Raw genomic sequence first — 16,955 nt, 5'->3', positions numbered from 1 at the left:
AGCAAAGATGGCTAGCCCAGTGGCGTGTCGTGGAAGGTGACTCTGTTTCCTCTAGATCCAGCTTTAAATCAGATCACATTTTTACTTAGATTGGTATAAAGCGTCTACTCCACCGACACGCTGCAAGCACCTCCCTGTAACGCTCTGCACATGACGTCCCTGTCATGTGATGGTCGCTGATGTAGATCCCTTTATCCTCCCTTGCACCATAAAGTCGTATGACGGCTGGGCTAGCTGGCTATTTAGTGCAGTAGGCCTTAATTTTGGTCACTATCATGCTCGACCAGGGCAAAAATACATAACTAATCAGCACCACATTAATTAACACTAAAATACTGTTACGCCAGTGTGGTGCCAATAGGCCGGGTAAATATTCATCGGCTAAATAGCGTAAAATATTGCCGAGCAATAAAATCCAAAAGATTAAAATCGCCACCGTTTCTATTTTTCTTAACTGCGCTCTAGGGTGCAACAGCAATGCAAGATCATCAAATTGGGCATGAGTCACACTGTCGTGGGAGTAAAGGTCAAGCTCAGTAACAAAGCTATTACGAAGGGGCGACTTTTCCCACTGACTTAAGCTCTCACTTGAGTCAAACGCAAATACCGTTACCAACTCACTGTAATCGGCGTGATGAGAAAAGCTGTTTTGCAGTCCCACAAAGCCGGGTTGATTGGCCATGGCCTTTTGGGTTTTCCCTAACGATTGCTCAATTTTAGCCATCAGTTTTTTCGGGAACCGGCGCACAATCACCGAAAGTAGTGGCCGCTCTTCTTTAGACATAGTGACTATCCTGCTGTATGAATGACCTGATCGCCAGCCAACTAAAAGGGACAGGGGCAATGTCCGTGCATGGGCGTATTAAGGGTGGGATGCTCAAAGTATAAATCGCTAGCATGTAACAATAAACGATCGGCAAGCGACTGACTGTGGGCGCTGGAGTATAAGTCACAACCCCAAATAGCATGCCCTATGGCGTGACTATGAATACGCAGTTGATGGGTGCGCCCAGTCAGCGGAGTAAACTCGACTCGGCTTAAGCGCGGCGCCTCTAACCGGGCCAATACTTGATATTCGCTGATGGCTGCTTTACCGGTGGCATCACAAATTTTAACCCGAGGAAACAGCGCGCTGTCTTTTGCTATTGCCGCTGTAATACGGCCTTGATCCCGCTCTAGCCAGCCTTCTAGTAAGGCTAAATAGCGCTTTTGTATCGTTCGAGCTTGAAACTGCTTATTCAGCTGTTTTGCCGCTATCGCATTCAGTGCCACCACCATAATACCAGAGGTACCAAAGTCTAAACGATGCACCAGCTTTGCATGGATAAAGGCCGGAGTTACCCCAGGCTGCCCCTGCACTAAGCGATAATGTACTGAATCCCAATTAAGGGGGTGCTTGCCCGACAAGCTCAATAGACCGCTGGGTTTATTAATCAACAAGATATCGTCATCTTGATATAAAATACCGACCATATCGTGGCATTTCGGGGCAACAAAGTCATCAACCATGGGGGCTATTTGCGCGCCAACAACCGACATCATATCTTCCTAGTTAAGTTATTTAACGAGCATGGCCCTTTCATCTAAACATTCACTTGACCCCATTTCGAATTCTCGACAAATCCAAGGTCTTTGCTCATAAATAGTGCACAGAAACGTTGTTCTGTCGATGGCCGAGCACCAACCATCCTCTAAGCGCCGCATGGTTTGTGCGCCCCACTTGTCTTCACTAATGTGCTCTTGTGGTACGCCAGTATCGGTAATTAACATCACCTCTAAACGACAACAGCATGCCTGACAACTGGCACAAGTGACCTCGGTTTCGGGGATGTTTTTAACATTAATGCCCACTCACACTACCCATTCTTACTTTGCATTTATTTGACTATCCTACCTCCTTCACCTTATCAATTATACCGCCCACCTCAGCCTGATGGTGATTTAGCTTCATCTGCAAAAAACGAGTGTTAGAATAGGCCAACCTCAGCATACATAGGAAGAAAAATGAAATTTGTACTATTGGCTATTGTGGTATTAGTGGCGGTATTTTATTTCGTTAGGCAGTCTAATAATAAAAAAATCGCGCTTGAAAATATCACCGCAGGGAAGGCGTTTTTAGCTACTAATAAAATACATCCAGAGGTGATAGAAACAGCGTCTGGATTACAATATCAGGTGCTACAAAAAGGTGAAGGCAGCACTCACCCTAGTGCTAAATCTACGGTAGAAGTGCATTATCATGGCACTTTATTAGACGGCACCGTCTTTGATAGTTCAGTCGAGCGTAATGAGTCGATAAGCTTCCCACTTAATCGTGTGATCAAAGGTTGGACGGAAGGTGTGCAGTTAATGGTGGAGGGAGACAAGTTTAAGTTTTTTGTGCCCTCAAGATTAGCCTACGGCAATAATGGTGCAGGCCCCATAGCACCGGGCACTTTGCTTATTTTTGAAGTTGAGTTGCTGGCAATTCAATAGCCCTGTTTACTTTTAAGCCTAAAGCTGACAAGCATGCCCCTTATTTTTTTAATGTATTAAGGGGCCTTATTAAGCACTAACGCTGGAGGCGGCGAGTCCAATCTGTTAAAGCAAGCATAAGCTTTTCAATAAATTCAGCGGTTTGGCTATCATTAAGTTCGCCAAGTTCTGAGAATTTTTCATGAGCTTGAGCAATCATGACTTCTGGTTTATTCACAAAATGCACGTCCATAGAAACCATCATTTGTCGCAACTGATACTGTGCTCGCACCCCTCCTAATATCCCCATACTGGCGCTGATAATGGCCGCGGGCTTATCCGAAAACGGCTGGGGCTTTTGCCGAGATAACCAATCGATGGCATTTTTTAATACCCCAGAAATTGAGTAGTTATATTCAGGCGTGGCAAATAATAGCGCGTCGGCACTGGCGATTTTTTTAGCTAATGCCAATACCGCTTTAGGTGCATGCTCGCCATCCAGCTCTTCGTTATAGAGGGGCAGTTGACTGATATCGAGCAATTCAATATCACAGTCTTGCGGAGCCAGCGCCATGGCCGCTCGAATAGCGGCGCTATTATAAGAGCCAGCCCTTAAACTCCCCGACAGTGCCACTATCTGTAATTTACGACTCATACTCTCCCCTTACCAAGCTATAAAGTGTTATTCAGCATAACGAATTTTTATTAAAAAGTGTCGGCTAAACGTATAAAAAAACCAAGTCAGCAGACTTGGTTTATTTTTTATTGCCGCTTATTACAGCCATTAAATTCCTTGACGGGCTTCGCGCATGAGACTTTTCATATCGCGAATGGCTTTCTCTAAACCATCAAAGGCCGCTCGGGCGATAATGGCATGGCCAATATTAAGCTCTAGCATTTCAGGGATCGCCGCAATCGGCTTTACATTATGATAGTGCAAACCGTGACCGCCATTCACCTTCAAACCAATATCACTGGCATAAGACGCCGAGGCTGCAATACGCTTTAACTCAGCGCCGCGCTCCGACTCACTTTTAGCATCAGCATAGTGGCCGGTGTGAATTTCAATATAAGGGGCACCCGCGCTGACGGCGGCATCAATTTGCACTCTGTCGGCATCCACAAACAAAGACACTGTTACCCCTGCCTCTTTAAGCCGAGTTACCGCAGCCGTGATTTTGTCTAACTGACCGGCCACGTCTAATCCGCCTTCGGTAGTCAACTCTTCGCGTTTTTCTGGCACCAAACACACAAAGGCAGGCTTGATACGGCAGGCAATATCCAACATTTCATCGGTCACTGCCATTTCAAGGTTCATGCGTGTTTCAATGGTCTGGCTTAAAATATCCACGTCGCGATCGACAATGTGACGTCTATCTTCACGTAGGTGCACAGTAATACCGTCGGCACCGGCTTGTTCAGCGATCGCAGCCGCGTGCACGGGATCAGGGTAATTAGTGCCTCTCGCATTACGCAAAGTGGCAATATGATCGATATTTACACCTAAATATAATTCACTCACTGCGACTTCCTCTCTTTCCTTTGATAAACAAAGCGCGACTGCGCAAGGCTCGGCCCCCCAAGTAAGGCGCCAGGGCTTGGCGACTAAAGCGCTTAGCCGACACTAGTACATCGGGTCGGGTTAAATCGAGTTCGGCCAGTGCATAAAGATGCTCACCAGCATAAGCGCCCGGCTCTGGCTTAGCCAACTGTATAAAGCCTGATTCTGACTGATATTGATACCAAGCCTCTGGCTTAATAGCCTGTCCGCTATCGGCATCAAGGGTAAAGTCGACGCCATAGCCTAATATATTAAGCAGATAAAACTCAAAGTGGCGCAAGCAAGGTTCAATGCCCACCCCATTCGCTAAACTGGTTAGCGTTTGATAATAGGCATCAAATATTTCATCAAACGGGGTGTGGGTTTCTAGTAGATAAAATATCAGCTCATTAAGGTACAAGCCACTATAAAGTGCGGTTCCCGTTAGGCGAATGGCTGGCGCGGTGGCTTCCGCTTTTAATAAGGTTTTAAGCTCACTTCTACCAGAAAAACGAATATCTAGCGGCACAAAGGGCTGTAACAGCCCTTTAAGTGCAGAACGTGGGCGTCGACTGCCTTTAGCAATCAGGCTTTGTCGCCCTTGTTCGCGCGTAAACACATCAACCAACTGGCTGGTCTCACTGTAGGGCCGACTATGAATAACGAAGGCGGCATGCGCCGTCATTAATCTTCACCGTACCCTAGGCTGCGCAGAGCGCGCTCATCGTCCGCCCAACCAGATTTCACTTTCACCCACAGTTCAAGAAAGACTTTTTGCTCAAGCAAGCTTTCTATATCTAAGCGTGCTTCAGTACCAATCACTTTCAGCTTTTCACCCTTGTTGCCAATGACCATGCGTTTTTGCCCAGTGCGCTCAACTAAGATCAAACCGTTAATATGCACTATGCCTTGCTCATCAACCTGATAGCGCTCAATTTCAACCGTTACGGAATAAGGAAGCTCGTCTCCTGTAAAGCGCATCAGCTTTTCACGGATAATTTCTGCTGCCATAAATCGTGACGAGCGATCGGTAATATAATCTTCAGGAAAGTAGTGAATAGAAGGGCTCAAACGAGCTCGAGCTAACTTAGCAAGCGTATCGACATTGGTGCCTTTCTCTGCAGAAATAGGCACTATGTCAGCAAAATCCATCTTAGTTGCCAGCCATTGCATGTGCGGCAGCAGCTCTTCTTTGGTTTCAACGTTATCAATTTTATTAATGGCTAGCACCACTGGGCAGTCCATGCGGCGCAGCTTGTTAACCACCATTTCGTCGTCGTCGGTCCACTTGGTGCCCTCTACCATAAAGATCACCATCTCAACATCACCCAGCGAGCTGGACGCTGCGCGATTCATCAAACGGTTAATGGCCCGCTTTTCTTCAATATGAAGCCCTGGGGTGTCCACATAAATGGCTTGATACGCCCCATCGGTGTCAATGCCCATAATGCGGTGGCGCGTAGTTTGTGGCTTACGCGAGGTGATGCTAACCTTTTGTCCTAATAAGTGGTTGATCAGAGTTGATTTCCCAACATTAGGTCGGCCAACAATGGCAATAAAGCCACAATAGGTTTGTTCTTTAGCTGTCATAATAATACTTCCAGGGCATGTTCGGCGGCCGATTGTTCGGCTTTACGACGGCTAGTACCTAAGCCTATCACCGGCTCTGGTATGCCTTCTATTTGGCAGTGCACGGTAAACTTTTGGTTATGGGCTTCGCCCACCACATGCACCACAGAATAAGTGGGCAATGGCTTGCGCTTACCTTGCAAAAGTTCTTGTAGGCGAGTTTTAGGATCTTTTTGATCAATTCCCGGTTGAATATCATTCAACCGTTTGTCATACCAAGCCAATAACATAGTTTGCATCTGCTCAATATTGGCATCTAAATATACAGCACCAATAAGTGCCTCTACTGCATCTGCCAAAATCGACTCACGACGAAAGCCACCACTTTTTAACTCGCCAGGGCCTAAAATTAAATACTCGCCTAACTCAAACTCACGCGCCAGCTCAGCTAAGGTTTTTTCTCGTACCAAGGTAGCACGCATGCGTGACATATCGCCTTCATTTACCTTAGGAAAACGATGAAACAACGCATCGGCAATAACCATGCTCAATAGTGAATCACCTAAAAATTCCAATCGCTCATTATGGCGAGCTCCAGCACTGCGATGCGTAAGTGCACGCACCAACATGGTTTGGTCTTTAAAGCTGTATCCCAGTTTTTTTTCTAATATATGCAGTTTTTTCATTAATGAATTGCGCCTATGCGGCTAAAGCGAACATTACTGGGTACCCAAGTCGGCAGCCAGCTATCGGCATTACGTTCAAATTCAAAGCTAACCCAAATAGCCACGGCCTTACCCACTAAGTTTTCTTCCGGTACAAAGCCCCAAAATCGACTGTCGGTACTGTTGTCTCGGTTATCGCCCATCGTAAAATAGTGACCATCAGGCACCACCCACTCATTAAGAGCGGTGTCGGATTGGCGGTAATACATGGATACTCGGTCCGGTAGCATGGGGTTACGCAATATATGATGCGGTTGCTTAGTTAAACTCTCACTGAAGCGCTCAAGCTTAACCCCCATCTGAGAAAACGCACTGTGTTGTGCAGCGCTCAACTCTACTGGAGCAAAGTCAGCACAAGGCTCTTCCTGACAGGCTGGCTTAACAAACAGCTGCTTGTCTTGGTAGACCACTGTGTCTCCCGGTAAACCAATCACCCGCTTAATATAGTCAATGCGCGTATCTTCAGGGTATTTAAAGACTACAACATCGCCACGTTCAGGCTGCCCAGTTGGGATAAGCGTGGTATTGCTGACCGGCTCCTTTAAGCCGTAAGCAAATTTTTCAACTAAAATAAAGTCACCCACCAACAAGGTCGGCATCATGGACCCTGAAGGTATTTGAAAAGGCTCATAGATAAAGGAACGCAGCACCAACACCACGGCAATCACTGGGAAAATAGAGCGAGCTTGTTCAATCCAGCCCGGTACTTTAGCCGCCTTTGCCAAGGCTGCTTCGTCTACTTTATTACCATGCGCATGTTGTGCTTTGGCAATCTTACGAGCCCGGGCAGGAGCCCAGCGCCACTTATCCAGCGCCCAAATAATACCGGTCACCAGCGTGACCAGCACTAGGATCAAGGCAAAGTTACTTGCCATAATTACTTATCCTTTCCAACGTGAAGAATAGCTAAGAAAGCATCTTGGGGAATATCAACTCGCCCTAACGACTTCATCCGCTTCTTACCTTCTTTTTGCTTAGCCAGCAGCTTTTTCTTACGGCTAACGTCACCACCATAACACTTAGCGGTCACGTCTTTGCGCAAGGCTTTAACTGTGCTGCGAGAAATAATCTGGCTACCAATAGACGCTTGAATGGCAATATCAAACATCTGACGCGGAATAAGCTCACGCATTTTCTCAACCAATAAGCGGCCACGATACAAGGCGTTATCTTTATGAGTAATAACTGCCAACGCATCAACACGATCGCCATTAATCATAATATCGAGGCGCACCATGTCAGCGGCTTCAAAACGACTAAAGCTATAATCAAGAGAGGCGTAGCCTTTACTACACGACTTCAAACGGTCAAAGAAGTCGAGCACCACTTCAGCCATGGGAATATCGTAACTTAGCGCAACTTGGTTGCCGTGATACACCATATTGGTTTGCATGCCACGTTTTTCAACGCACAGGGTAATAACGTTGCCCAAGTACTCTTGTGGCACCAAAATATGGCACTCTGCTATCGGCTCTCGCAGCTCTTCAATGTCATTAAGTGCGGGTAAGCCCGACGGGCTAGAAACATAAATAATTTCGCCGTCGGTTTGCACAATTTCATAGACCACTGTGGGGGCCGTCGTAATCAGGTCGAGATCATACTCACGCTCTAGTCGCTCTTGAATAATCTCCATGTGCAATAGGCCTAAAAAGCCACAACGAAAACCAAAGCCAAGAGCATTAGAGGTTTCAGGCTCATAGAATAATGAGGCATCATTAAGCGATAGTTTATTTAGCGCATCACGAAAGGCTTCATAATCATCGGCAGAAATAGGAAATAAACCTGCATATACCTGCGGTTTTACTTTCTTAAAGCCGGGTAAAGCCTTGTCTGAACCGTGTTTTGAATGTGTTAAAGTATCACCTACCGGTGCACCGTTAATATCTTTAATACCACACACCACCCAACCCACTTCACCGCAGTTTAAACCCTCAGTATCGTGCTGTTTAGGGGTAAAAATACCAATACGGTCTACGCCCCACACTTGTCCAGTACTCATCACTTTGATCTTGTCATGCTTCTTTAGGCGGCCTTGCTTAATGCGCACCAAAGACACCACACCTAAGTAGGAGTCAAACCAAGAGTCAATGATTAAGGCTTGCAGCTCACCGTCAGGATCACCCTCTGGTGGCGGAATTTGCTGTACCAGTCGCTCTAGTACATCTTCTACCCCCATACCGGTTTTCGCCGAGCAGCGCACCGCATCCATGGCGTCTATACCGACTATATCTTCGATTTCTTCTGCCACTCGCTCGGGCTCAGCTTGAGGCAAATCAATTTTATTAAGGATAGGAACCACTTCTAGTTCCATATCGAGGGCGGTATAGCAGTTGGCAAGCGTTTGAGCTTCCACCCCTTGCCCTGCATCCACCACCAAGAGCGCCCCTTCACAGGCGGCTAACGAGCGAGAGACTTCATAAGAAAAATCCACATGCCCGGGCGTATCAATAAAGTTAAGTTGATAGGTTTCGCCATCGCGAGCCTTATAGTCTAAGGTCACACTTTGGGCTTTAATGGTAATGCCTCGCTCGCGCTCCAGATCCATAGAATCAAGCACTTGCTGCTGCATTTCACGGTCCGAGAGGCCGCCACACACCTGTATTAAACGATCTGACAGGGTAGACTTACCGTGGTCTATGTGAGCGATGACGGAAAAGTTACGAATATGCTTCATAATGAAATTAAGGAGTCCGTAGTCTAAAAAGCGAGAGTCAAAGGCAAGATTCTACTGGATTAGCCCTACCGTGGCCAATCCTTAGTCGAGATTAGCCACGCTAAGCATGGGGCTGATGATAATCGGCTCTGTCTGTAGGCGATTGCCCTTGGCATAATGCGATGCTAACCAAAAACCAATCACGGCTCCTGCGCTGGCACTGGCCAATGTGCCAGCGTCCCCCATGCCAAAACCTACGCTGGCTAATAAGGCGGCGCCCAGCAATAACAATAACGGAAATAAATACACCACAATGGCGCTGCCAATTAAGCTATGCTCTGGGATGCCAATACGCACTTGCTGGTTTACAGTTAATGATAAGTCTGTAGTAATCAAAAAACGATGTTCTCGACCCGGTAGTGCTTTAGAGACGATGCCGGTACCGCATTGGCTGTTTTGCTGGCACTGGCCACAGGCCGACTTGCTAAAGCACACCACTTCTACACCACCTTCATATACCGCAGAAACGGTTGCAACTTCTTCAATCATGATGTTTGCTCAAATATTATCAGGCTCATTTACGGTGCTACGCTGGAGTCGTCACTCGTTTTTTGACGAGTAATAGATTCAGCAATTTTACGCGCGGTTTCAGCAGGAATGGCTCCCACAACCGTCACCTCTACCTGTGAGGCATTCACTAGGCTCAACAAGTGAGTCGCCCCTTGTCGCACTAACTGCTGGTGCATCTCACTATTATGCCCAGCTTTTGCAATATAAACAGAGACGTCAACCAAGCCATTAGACAACATTAAATAGTCTACTGCTTGTTCGGTAATAGGTAGCTTGTGTGTGTCTTGCGAGCTCAGCTCAAAACCATCAGGAGCCCACTCTATTCGCCAAGACGATGGTTGCTGCGGTGCAGGGTATACATCAGACACCGACATGACAGAAGGTAATGAAGCCTTTTCTAATTCTTTAATAAGCAGGCTAGGTTGCTCGCTAATATTAAGTGCCACCCCCACACTTTGCTCCACAACGCTAGCATCTTTAGACAAGGTATCTAATTTAACCAGCAAGCCGCTTTCTTGATCTAACCACAATGCGTACCCATAGTAGCCCGGCGCATTAGGCACCAAGCGTACCACTTGTGCGACACGCCCCAAAACACGACTGCGCCCTGCTGGCACAGCGTCATAATGATCTAATATGGGAAGAAGTGGCACCGCTTGCAGACGGTAAAAAAGTCCTGGCAGATTGGCACCTTTTAAAGTGTAACCACTATGACTTGCGTCAAAAAAGCTGGTTTTATCATCACGTTGCACAAATTCTCGTGGTCGACCATTAAGGTGAGTGAGGTGTGTTAGCTCCTGTCCATTAAAATGGCCTCTGGTTAAGCGCTTAGGCTCAAGCTGCCCTTGGCTGAATTCAATTAATGTGAGTTCAAAGTTCAGTTGTTGATAAGCTTGTTGCATGCGGTGCAGTATGCGCTCACTTGCATCTTCTTTGGCCATCACAGCACCAGACACTAAACCGGCTAATAGCAAGATAACCGCTGGTATCCCCTGTATTCTCAAGCTCATTACCTTTCATTTTGGCGCAGTCGTTGCTGCAACTCATGATCCATTAACAGCTCGTGAATGCGACGTTGCTGCTCTAAACGTGTTTGTTCGCTTACCGACTGATGCGGCTCCGCTTGATAATTTAAGCTAACAGGAGCCGCTCCGCCATTAAGTGGAATAGTATTAAGCACTGGTGATGGCAAATCATGTTGACTGTATTGCTGCACCCCTACTATTACCGCTGCTGATACAGAAGCTGCCACCGCAAATTGCCCAATATAACGTAGCACAGGTGATACTTTACCAAAGCGTGGCCGCACTACATTAGTGCTATTATCATGGCTGTGCTCAACATTGCTCGCCTTTTCATTTAATAATGCCTGCTTATCTGTTGCAGCAACTAACGCCGGCTCGTCTGTTAACGCCAAGGCTATTTTATCGCTTAAATCTAGATGCAAGTTATTGGGTAAGTCATTGCGTAATGCATCACCATAAAGGTGGTACCGGCCAAAGGTATCGGCCAACTCTGGCTGCTCACTTAATTGCTCAAGCAAGACTTTATCTTGGATTTCTCCATCTACCAATGCCGATATTTGCTCTTTATTTGCCATCACATCTGCCATCACAATTATTCCCCATTCAACCCTGAATTAAAGGTTGGATTCGCTTATCTATTGCTTCACGCGCTCGAAAAATACGAGACCGAACTGTACCTACTGGGCAGTCCATAACGCTGGCAATATCCTCATAGCTCATCCCTTCTAGCTCTCGTAAGGTTATCGCTGTTTTAAGATCCTCCGGCAGTGTTTCTATGGTACTAAACACCGCACGCTTGATCTCATCCGATAACATGAGTCGTTCTGGTGACGCTTGATCGCGTAAGCCACTGCCACCATCGTAATATTCTGCATCTTCAACTTCGACATCTCGCCCAGGGGGCCGTCTGCCTTGCGCCACTAAATAGTTTTTGGCGGTGTTAACGGCAATACGATATAGCCAAGTGTAAAAGGCGCTATCACCGCGAAACCCAGCTAATGCCCGATATGCTTTAATAAAGGCTTCTTGTGTCACATCTGGTATGTCTCCTGAGTTAGACACATATCGAGACACTAGGTTCGCCACTTTATGTTGATATTTTTTTACCAGCAGGTTGTATGCGTTTTTATCGCCACGCTGTACTCGTTCAACCAACTGCTGGTCTGTTAAATTATCGCTCATGCGAGCCGCGTAGCCTCCGAATAATCCGATACATTACTGCATCAGCACGTAATAAACGCATCCATATAGACTATAGATACCGACAAAAGTTCTAAAATATTCTGAACTCGTTTGAGAATAACAATTCTGGCTGCACCCTAAGCCTGCTTAAGATAATATAGAAAAACGATTCCTATTGAACCAATGATACTTTATGAAGGATCCTGTTGAATACCTTTGCGATGTCCTCATCATTGGCAGTGGAGCTGCTGGGCTGTCTTTGGCATTAAAACTGGCCGACCATGCCAATGTTCATGTACTCAGTAAAGGGCCGCTGGCCGAAGGCTCTACCTTCTATGCTCAGGGCGGTATTGCCGCTGTGTTCGATAAAACCGACAGTATCGAGTCTCATGTCAATGATACCTTAATTGCCGGTGCCGATTTATGCGATCCGAACGTAGTGGAGTTTACCGCCAGTCAAGCCCCCTTGGCTATACAGTGGCTAATTGACTTAGGTGTACCTTTTGATACCGAAGGCTCGCTCCACGGTCAACCGTCTTACCACCTTACTCGAGAGGGTGGCCATAGCCACAGGCGTATTTTTCATGCCGCAGACGCCACTGGCCGTGCTGTACAGCTGACACTCAATGAACAAGTACAGCAGCATCCTAACATTCATATTCTAGAACGGGTGAATGCGCTTGATTTAATTACCAGCGCAAAGCTTGGGTTATGCGAGCCCTCCTCCCACAATAGAGTATTGGGCGCCTATGTATGGAACCGCGATAAAGAGCGGGTAGAAACGGTACGCGCTCGCTTTATTGCCATGGCCACCGGCGGTGCATCTAAGGTGTATCAGTACACGTCAAACCCAGACGTGAGTTCAGGTGATGGCATCGCCATGGCGTGGCGCGCCGGTTGTCGGGTAGCCAATATGGAATTTAATCAATTTCATCCCACCAGTTTGTTTCACCCCGACGATAGTAACTTTTTGCTTACGGAAGCCCTGCGTGGCGAAGGCGCCTTACTTAAACGTCCCGATGGCAGCCGCTTTATGCCTGATTATGACGAACGCGGCGAGCTCGCCCCACGGGACATAGTGGCCCGCGCCATTGATCATGAAATGAAGCGGTTAGGGGCCGAATGTATGTTTTTAGACATTAGCCATAAAGCCCCCGACTTTATTCTGAAGCATTTTCCCACCATTTATGAACGTTGCCTAAAAGTCGGTATCGATATTACCCGCCAGTCTATGCCTGTGGTTCCTGCTGCACACTACACCTGCGGCGGTGTGATGGTGGATGATAAAGGCAAAGCAGATATTGACGGTTTATATGCAATTGGGGAAGTATCTTATACCGGCTTACACGGGGCCAATCGCATGGCGTCTAATTCACTACTTGAGTGCATTGTGTTTGCTCGGGCGGCAGGCCAAGATATATTAGCTAAATTAGCCACTACCCCTGAGCCGCCAACTTTGCCGCTGTGGGATGAGAGTAAAGTGGCCGATTCAGATGAAGAAGTAGTGATCCATCATAACTGGCATGAGCTGCGCTTATTTATGTGGGATTACGTGGGCATAGTGCGTTCTAACAAACGGCTAGCGCGGGCGAAACGGCGCATAGACTTGCTACAACAAGAAATTCAGGAATATTACGCCAATTTTCGCGTCAGTAATAACTTATTGGAGTTGCGTAATTTAGTGCAAGTTGCCGAGCTTATCGTTCGTTCAGCCATGGAGCGCAAAGAGTCTCGTGGGCTGCATTACACCCTAGATTATCCCGAACAACAGGACAACCCAAAGCCCACTATTTTAAAACCTTAACGCTCTTAGGGCTGCAATATTCTTAGTGGCAATATTGCAGCCTAAGTGCAAGGATGAGCAAGCGCTGACCGATGAGAAGCCGCCCTTTGGTTTATCTGACGCCTTAGTGCTTACAGCGGCCCGAAAGGCCGCTATGTTTTAGGCTTTTCTGCCAGCAATATCCGTTGCGATAAACGGCGAAACGTCTCATCAGATACCGCGTCTTGAAATAACCAAAACGGCGGCCAAATATCATCCTCTAGCACCAGTAATAAAAAGCCAGGCCCAGTACGACTATAAGTAGACAGTTGCCCACTACGGCCATTAAGACTTAAGATACCTTGGTGATATTCGCCCTGTAACTGGTAACGAGTACTGCGATAATACAACAATACCGACACCAATAACCAAAACGGTGCAAACCAAATAAGCCGGTCAGCGCTTAGCAACAAACTGGCAGGCAACCACCATAAGCTGGCGGCAACCACCAGATAACAAGCATGTAACTTAGATGCCTTAGCGTTGATTGCGAATCTGGTTACGTTCAAGAATATATTCTACCATAGCCTGAAATTCGGCTTGTTCAGATTGCTGATGCCCCATAAACCAAGCAAACAAATCAGGGTCGTCACATTCTAATAAGCGACGAAATATCACTTTATGCGGCTCACTTAAGTTATCATATTCATGTTCAACAAAAGGGCCTAAAATAACGTCCAGCTCTAGCATGCCACGACGGCAAGCCCAAATTAAACGCGGTTTATCAGAAGAATTGAGCATGCGAGTATCCAAAAAATAACACAAAGCCCATAGTATAAGGTCTAATGAGTACTGACAAATGTGTTGGTCATCTTTACCATTAAGGTCACACTTCTTCATTAACTATTATTTAAGGGGAGCGCCATGTTGACTCTTTCTTCTTCTCCCGTACTTTATCCGCTTACCGATAGAGCGGTCATTAGTCTCACCGGTGACGATCGCATCAAGTATCTACAGGGCCAAGTGACCTGTGATATTGACCAACTTGAACTGGGCGAAGCCAGTTTAGCCGGACACTGTGATAGCAAGGGGAAATTGTGGGCCTCTTTTTGGCTGGCAAAATTAAATGAGCAGCTGGTATTAGTGCTTAATAACAGCGTAGTTGAGCGCCAGCTACCGGAGCTTAAAAAGTTTGCAGCATTTTCTAAGGCTGAAGTTACTGATACTACTCACGACTGGCATGTGTTTGGCCTAGCCGGAGAAGGTTTATCACAGTGGCTTAATGAACAGTTAGACGGCGATAATCAGTGGCCTGGCGGCGGCGTGGTGATCCCGGTGGCAGCAGAGCACGCTCTATTATTGTTGCCAGCCAGCACAGCAATACCCGACTTACCCCAAGGCGACGAGTTAGAATGGCAAGGATTAATGATCCAAGCCGGACTTCCGGATTTGAGTGCTGAACATCAAAGCGAATATATCCCACAGATGCTCAACTTACAGGCGCTCAATGGCATCAGCTTTACCAAAGGCTGCTATATGGGCCAAGAAACCGTAGCGCGGGCGAAATATCGTGGTGCTAATAAAAAAGCGATGTTTATATTAGCCGGCCACAGTGATGAACCCATTACTGTGAATCAAGATATAGAAATGCAGTTAGGAGAGAACTGGCGTAGAGCCGGTACTGTGCTTAGCGTGTACCAAAAAGACGGCGCCTGTCAGCTTACCTCTGTGCTCAATAAAGGGCTGGAGTCCGATGCGGTATTTAGAATTAAAGGCCAAGACAACAGTCGCCTGTCGTTACAACCTTTACCCTATGATCTGATAGACTAAGATTTAATCACTCTCTTTTCGTCAATATAGGTAAAGCGCAACCGCCTGATGTTTACTGAGAGATAATATACTAACCAATATCGCACTGTGCGCCGTTACAGTGCGATAGTTATTATAAGGAGTTGAAATGCGTACCACAGCTGATCGTATTCGTCATACCTTAGGGTTTGAGTTTATCGGTCTATTTATTTTCACCCCCTTTGCGACTGTAGTCTTTGGCTATAACATGTTTGAAATGGGTGCCATGGCCGTTGTTGGCTCTATTATTGCGACAGTATGGAATTATATTTACAACTTATTATTTGACCACGCCATGGTAAAATTGCGTGGTAACGTACATAAAAACACCCCGATTCGCGTCTTTCATGCTTTATTATTTGAAGGCGGTTTATTGGTGTTTTTCTTACCCATGATTGCTTGGTATTTTAGTATTACTCTTTGGCAAGCTTTTACCATGGGCATTGCTATGTCGGCTTTCTATGTTATTTATGCGTTTGTGTATAATCTGCTATACGACAAAATATTTCCTATTCCCAATACCCACTCTTTGGCAAGTAACCAAGGATAATAGCCACTCATTTTTAAGCCATTGTTAGCTTGATGGCCTGTGTGCTGAATGATCTGCAACTTCCACTTCAGCCTCTTCTGAGCCCGGTGCATCTAGGCGCTCATAAGGCCACCACTCGGGGTGATGAACACGTACATAGGCCAACATGTCTTCACGCAAGCGCATCGCCATAGACCAAGCACTAGAGGGATCGGGAGACATCGCATAAAAAGATATTTCTTGCCCCCAACGCGTATGTTTCGTCACATTAGCAGCCAGCGTATTGTGATCAATCACTCCCTCATCTTGCTTGGCAAACTCAATAAAAGCATCTCGCAAAGGGCGAATATCCGCTTTATGATCCAAAAATAAAGTAATGGTTTTCATAATACGGGCATCTTTCACCGACCAGTTTTCAAAAGGCTGTGATACAAAGTGTTTTACCGGCACAATAATGCGGCGCTCATCCCAGGTACGCAACCGAATAAAGGTGTAAAAAATACTCTCCACATACGCCCAGTTACCCTCAAACAGCACACTGTCCCCTATGCGTACCGGCTTGGCTAATGCAATTTGTAACGAGGCCATAATATTTCCCAGTACTGCTTGCCCTGCAATCCCCAGCAACACTGTCATGACACCTGCGGATGCCAGCAAGGAAATCCCTAGCGATTCAAATAAGTTCAGCTGGATCAACACCACTATAATAGACACTGCCACCATCACCAGTACTACCACACGACGTAGCGCATAAATAGAGGTGTACAGCTCACGCTCCTTAATACTGCGGGTATCATCAATGTCACCAATCACCCGTAAGGTGACGCGATTCAGAATGGCATCAATCACATTAAGCGCTGTTATACCAAGCCCTGAGACAATAATAATAATCAAAAACGGGCGCACAATATTGGTGGCAGGCCCAGAAAAAGACACGCCCATTTTAAAAAAAAGCTGGGCGACAATCGCCATGACCACCAATGCCAATGGCAAGCGTACTTTTTCTGCTGCTTGACGCAAAATAGCGCTTTTAGAATGACGCCCCAACCAATGAATCATTCGGTTAATGACATAACCTAACCCGAACAGTATGCACAG

General features: G+C 46.5%; 21 protein-coding genes. 4 read left to right on the top strand and 17 right to left on the bottom strand.

From position 1 onward, the window contains the following. Positions 1-238 precede the first annotated feature (238 nt). The 3 genes from ACTHY5_RS00825 to ACTHY5_RS00815 are packed head-to-tail and all read right to left on the bottom strand — an operon-like array spanning position 239 to position 1,830. Positions 239-784, bottom strand: a complete 546-nt coding sequence (locus ACTHY5_RS00825) for a hypothetical protein (protein WP_441875001.1) — start codon at positions 782-784, stop codon at positions 239-241. A 41-nt stretch (positions 785-825) separates the two neighbouring features. After that, positions 826-1,542: an RluA family pseudouridine synthase gene (locus ACTHY5_RS00820; protein WP_441874999.1), complete on the bottom strand. Its 717-nt coding sequence runs from the start codon at positions 1,540-1,542 to the stop codon at positions 826-828. Between the two features lie 15 nt (positions 1,543-1,557). Next, entirely contained in the window at positions 1,558-1,830 is a 273-nt protein-coding gene (locus ACTHY5_RS00815) for a YkgJ family cysteine cluster protein (RefSeq protein WP_441875011.1), read from the bottom strand. A 174-nt stretch (positions 1,831-2,004) separates the two neighbouring features. On the opposite strand from ACTHY5_RS00815, the gene ACTHY5_RS00810 reads away from it, so the two are divergent. Continuing rightward, complete coding sequence (locus ACTHY5_RS00810; protein ID WP_441874997.1) at positions 2,005-2,475, top strand: FKBP-type peptidyl-prolyl cis-trans isomerase; 471 nt, start codon at positions 2,005-2,007, stop codon at positions 2,473-2,475. Between the two features lie 76 nt (positions 2,476-2,551). On the opposite strand, the gene ACTHY5_RS00805 is transcribed toward ACTHY5_RS00810, so the two are convergent. From ACTHY5_RS00805 to rpoE, 11 genes are all read right to left on the bottom strand, one after another. Then, positions 2,552-3,109, bottom strand: coding sequence for an NADPH-dependent FMN reductase (locus ACTHY5_RS00805; RefSeq protein ID WP_441874995.1), 558 nt, complete (start codon positions 3,107-3,109; stop codon positions 2,552-2,554). 129 nt (positions 3,110-3,238) lie between these two features. Next, positions 3,239-3,976 (bottom strand): pyridoxine 5'-phosphate synthase, encoded by a 738-nt coding sequence (gene pdxJ / locus ACTHY5_RS00800; RefSeq protein ID WP_441874993.1) that lies wholly within the window; start codon positions 3,974-3,976, stop codon positions 3,239-3,241. Next, a complete protein-coding gene (gene recO / locus ACTHY5_RS00795; protein ID WP_441874991.1) occupies positions 3,969-4,679 on the bottom strand; it encodes a DNA repair protein RecO in 711 nt (236 codons plus the stop codon). The genes pdxJ and recO overlap by 8 nt, the downstream gene beginning before the upstream one ends. Beyond that, a complete protein-coding gene (gene era, locus ACTHY5_RS00790) occupies positions 4,679-5,584 on the bottom strand; it encodes a GTPase Era (RefSeq protein ID WP_441874989.1) in 906 nt (301 codons plus the stop codon). Before era ends, recO begins: the two co-directional genes overlap by 1 nt. After that, complete coding sequence (rnc, locus tag ACTHY5_RS00785; protein ID WP_441874987.1) at positions 5,581-6,249, bottom strand: ribonuclease III; 669 nt, start codon at positions 6,247-6,249, stop codon at positions 5,581-5,583. Before rnc ends, era begins: the two co-directional genes overlap by 4 nt. Continuing rightward, positions 6,249-7,163 (bottom strand): signal peptidase I, encoded by a 915-nt coding sequence (gene lepB, locus ACTHY5_RS00780; protein WP_441874985.1) that lies wholly within the window; start codon positions 7,161-7,163, stop codon positions 6,249-6,251. The genes rnc and lepB overlap by 1 nt, the downstream gene beginning before the upstream one ends. 2 nt (positions 7,164-7,165) lie before the next feature. Beyond that, on the bottom strand, positions 7,166-8,962 hold the full coding sequence (lepA, locus tag ACTHY5_RS00775) for a translation elongation factor 4 (protein WP_441874983.1): 1,797 nt from the start codon (positions 8,960-8,962) through the stop codon (positions 7,166-7,168). Positions 8,963-9,043: 81 nt separating this feature from the next. Further along, complete coding sequence (locus tag ACTHY5_RS00770) at positions 9,044-9,490, bottom strand: SoxR reducing system RseC family protein (RefSeq protein WP_441874981.1); 447 nt, start codon at positions 9,488-9,490, stop codon at positions 9,044-9,046. Between the two features lie 29 nt (positions 9,491-9,519). Continuing rightward, positions 9,520-10,521 (bottom strand): MucB/RseB C-terminal domain-containing protein, encoded by a 1,002-nt coding sequence (locus ACTHY5_RS00765; protein ID WP_441874979.1) that lies wholly within the window; start codon positions 10,519-10,521, stop codon positions 9,520-9,522. Beyond that, positions 10,521-11,111, bottom strand: coding sequence for a sigma-E factor negative regulatory protein (locus ACTHY5_RS00760; protein WP_441875009.1), 591 nt, complete (start codon positions 11,109-11,111; stop codon positions 10,521-10,523). The genes ACTHY5_RS00765 and ACTHY5_RS00760 overlap by 1 nt, the downstream gene beginning before the upstream one ends. Before the next feature lie 28 nt (positions 11,112-11,139). Beyond that, positions 11,140-11,718, bottom strand: a complete 579-nt coding sequence (gene rpoE, locus ACTHY5_RS00755) for an RNA polymerase sigma factor RpoE (protein ID WP_441874977.1) — start codon at positions 11,716-11,718, stop codon at positions 11,140-11,142. Positions 11,719-11,911: 193 nt separating this feature from the next. Here rpoE and nadB point away from each other — a divergent pair, with 193 nt between their 5' ends. After that, positions 11,912-13,522: an L-aspartate oxidase gene (gene nadB, locus ACTHY5_RS00750; protein WP_441874975.1), complete on the top strand. Its 1,611-nt coding sequence runs from the start codon at positions 11,912-11,914 to the stop codon at positions 13,520-13,522. Positions 13,523-13,653: 131 nt separating this feature from the next. Here nadB and ACTHY5_RS00745 read toward each other — a convergent pair whose 3' ends face one another. Together ACTHY5_RS00745 and ACTHY5_RS00740 are read right to left on the bottom strand one after the other, a co-directional pair. Then, positions 13,654-14,049: a protein YgfX gene (locus ACTHY5_RS00745; RefSeq protein WP_441874973.1), complete on the bottom strand. Its 396-nt coding sequence runs from the start codon at positions 14,047-14,049 to the stop codon at positions 13,654-13,656. Then, positions 14,018-14,281: an FAD assembly factor SdhE gene (locus ACTHY5_RS00740; RefSeq protein WP_441874971.1), complete on the bottom strand. Its 264-nt coding sequence runs from the start codon at positions 14,279-14,281 to the stop codon at positions 14,018-14,020. Before ACTHY5_RS00740 ends, ACTHY5_RS00745 begins: the two co-directional genes overlap by 32 nt. 123 nt (positions 14,282-14,404) lie before the next feature. Between ACTHY5_RS00740 and ygfZ the strand changes: the two genes are divergently transcribed. Both ygfZ and ACTHY5_RS00730 read left to right on the top strand, forming a co-directional pair. Then, a complete protein-coding gene (ygfZ, locus tag ACTHY5_RS00735; protein ID WP_441874969.1) occupies positions 14,405-15,310 on the top strand; it encodes a CAF17-like 4Fe-4S cluster assembly/insertion protein YgfZ in 906 nt (301 codons plus the stop codon). A 127-nt stretch (positions 15,311-15,437) separates the two neighbouring features. Continuing rightward, positions 15,438-15,878 (top strand): PACE efflux transporter, encoded by a 441-nt coding sequence (locus ACTHY5_RS00730; protein WP_441874967.1) that lies wholly within the window; start codon positions 15,438-15,440, stop codon positions 15,876-15,878. 24 nt (positions 15,879-15,902) lie between these two features. Here ACTHY5_RS00730 and ACTHY5_RS00725 read toward each other — a convergent pair whose 3' ends face one another. Next, positions 15,903-16,406, bottom strand: a complete 504-nt coding sequence (locus tag ACTHY5_RS00725; RefSeq protein WP_441875007.1) for a mechanosensitive ion channel domain-containing protein — start codon at positions 16,404-16,406, stop codon at positions 15,903-15,905. Positions 16,407-16,955 lie beyond the last annotated feature (549 nt).

This window comes from Oceanisphaera sp. (assembly GCF_052084945.1).
In the GTDB taxonomy this organism is placed as follows: domain Bacteria; phylum Pseudomonadota; class Gammaproteobacteria; order Enterobacterales; family Aeromonadaceae; genus Oceanimonas.
The sequence above is the reverse complement of the archived record's forward strand: the minus strand, read 5'-3'. Positions and strand labels throughout refer to the sequence as shown.

Excerpts from the sequence above, each read along its gene's own strand:
- rpoE (WP_441874977.1), bottom strand. The coding sequence starts at position 11,718 with ATGAGCGATAATTTAACAGACCAGCAGTTGGTTGAACGAGTACAGCGT.
- ACTHY5_RS00765 (WP_441874979.1), bottom strand. The coding sequence starts at position 10,521 with ATGAGCTTGAGAATACAGGGGATACCAGCGGTTATCTTGCTATTAGCC.
- ACTHY5_RS00810 (WP_441874997.1), top strand. The coding sequence starts at position 2,005 with ATGAAATTTGTACTATTGGCTATTGTGGTATTAGTGGCGGTATTTTAT.
- ACTHY5_RS00760 (WP_441875009.1), bottom strand. The coding sequence starts at position 11,111 with ATGGCAAATAAAGAGCAAATATCGGCATTGGTAGATGGAGAAATCCAA.
- ACTHY5_RS00740 (WP_441874971.1), bottom strand. The coding sequence starts at position 14,281 with ATGCTCAATTCTTCTGATAAACCGCGTTTAATTTGGGCTTGCCGTCGT.
- rnc (WP_441874987.1), bottom strand. The coding sequence starts at position 6,249 with ATGAAAAAACTGCATATATTAGAAAAAAAACTGGGATACAGCTTTAAA.
- ACTHY5_RS00825 (WP_441875001.1), bottom strand. The coding sequence starts at position 784 with ATGTCTAAAGAAGAGCGGCCACTACTTTCGGTGATTGTGCGCCGGTTC.
- ACTHY5_RS00820 (WP_441874999.1), bottom strand. The coding sequence starts at position 1,542 with ATGATGTCGGTTGTTGGCGCGCAAATAGCCCCCATGGTTGATGACTTT.
- lepB (WP_441874985.1), bottom strand. The coding sequence starts at position 7,163 with ATGGCAAGTAACTTTGCCTTGATCCTAGTGCTGGTCACGCTGGTGACC.
- ACTHY5_RS00770 (WP_441874981.1), bottom strand. The coding sequence starts at position 9,490 with ATGATTGAAGAAGTTGCAACCGTTTCTGCGGTATATGAAGGTGGTGTA.
- era (WP_441874989.1), bottom strand. The coding sequence starts at position 5,584 with ATGACAGCTAAAGAACAAACCTATTGTGGCTTTATTGCCATTGTTGGC.
- lepA (WP_441874983.1), bottom strand. The coding sequence starts at position 8,962 with ATGAAGCATATTCGTAACTTTTCCGTCATCGCTCACATAGACCACGGT.
- ACTHY5_RS00805 (WP_441874995.1), bottom strand. The coding sequence starts at position 3,109 with ATGAGTCGTAAATTACAGATAGTGGCACTGTCGGGGAGTTTAAGGGCT.
- ACTHY5_RS00730 (WP_441874967.1), top strand. The coding sequence starts at position 15,438 with ATGCGTACCACAGCTGATCGTATTCGTCATACCTTAGGGTTTGAGTTT.
- recO (WP_441874991.1), bottom strand. The coding sequence starts at position 4,679 with ATGACGGCGCATGCCGCCTTCGTTATTCATAGTCGGCCCTACAGTGAG.
- nadB (WP_441874975.1), top strand. The coding sequence starts at position 11,912 with ATGAAGGATCCTGTTGAATACCTTTGCGATGTCCTCATCATTGGCAGT.
- ygfZ (WP_441874969.1), top strand. The coding sequence starts at position 14,405 with ATGTTGACTCTTTCTTCTTCTCCCGTACTTTATCCGCTTACCGATAGA.